At 73.9% G+C, this 506-nt stretch carries 1 protein-coding gene; it reads right to left on the bottom strand.

All coding sequences use genetic code 11. The features are described 5' to 3' along the window. Positions 1-102 precede the first annotated feature (102 nt). Positions 103-506: cytochrome P450 (locus IE258_RS41020; protein WP_189750865.1), on the bottom strand; the 404-nt coding region annotated here is incomplete at its 5' end.

Here is a 506-nt window from a genome sequence, read left to right as displayed (position 1 = left end):
GGCCGCGTTCACCTCGGCCAGCATCTGGAAGAGGTTGTAGGTGAACGAGTCGTAGTTGTCGATCAGCAGGGTTCGCACGGTGCGCATGACCGCTCCCTCGGTTCAGCCGCGCCGCACGGTCAGCGGCAGGTTCCGCACACCGAACAGCCCGTCTCGGTGGTGGCGCAGGTGCGCGCCGGGTGTGATCCGCACCCCGGTGAACCGGTCCAGGAGCGCCTCGAGCGCGATCCGGCCCTCGAGACGGGCGAGCGGGGCGCCGAGGCAGTAGTGGATGCCGTGGCCGAAGGCGAGGTGGCCCTGGGGGCGGCGGGTGAGGTCGAAGCGGTCCGGGTCCGGGAAGGCGAGCGGGTCGCGGGAGGCCGCGGCCAGCGACACCAGGACGGCGTCCCCGGCGGCCACGGCGGTGCCGGCCAGCTCCAGCGGCTCCGCCGCGAACCGGAACGCGCCCGCGTGCACCGGCGAATGGAGCCGCAGCGACTCCTCCACCGCCGCACCGGCCAGCTCCG

The sequence above is a fragment of the Streptomyces tendae genome, from assembly GCF_014650435.1.
In the GTDB taxonomy this organism is placed as follows: Bacteria; Actinomycetota; Actinomycetes; order Streptomycetales; family Streptomycetaceae; genus Streptomyces; species Streptomyces tendae.
Note: the sequence above shows the minus strand (reverse complement) of the source record. Positions and strands in the feature narration are given on the sequence as shown.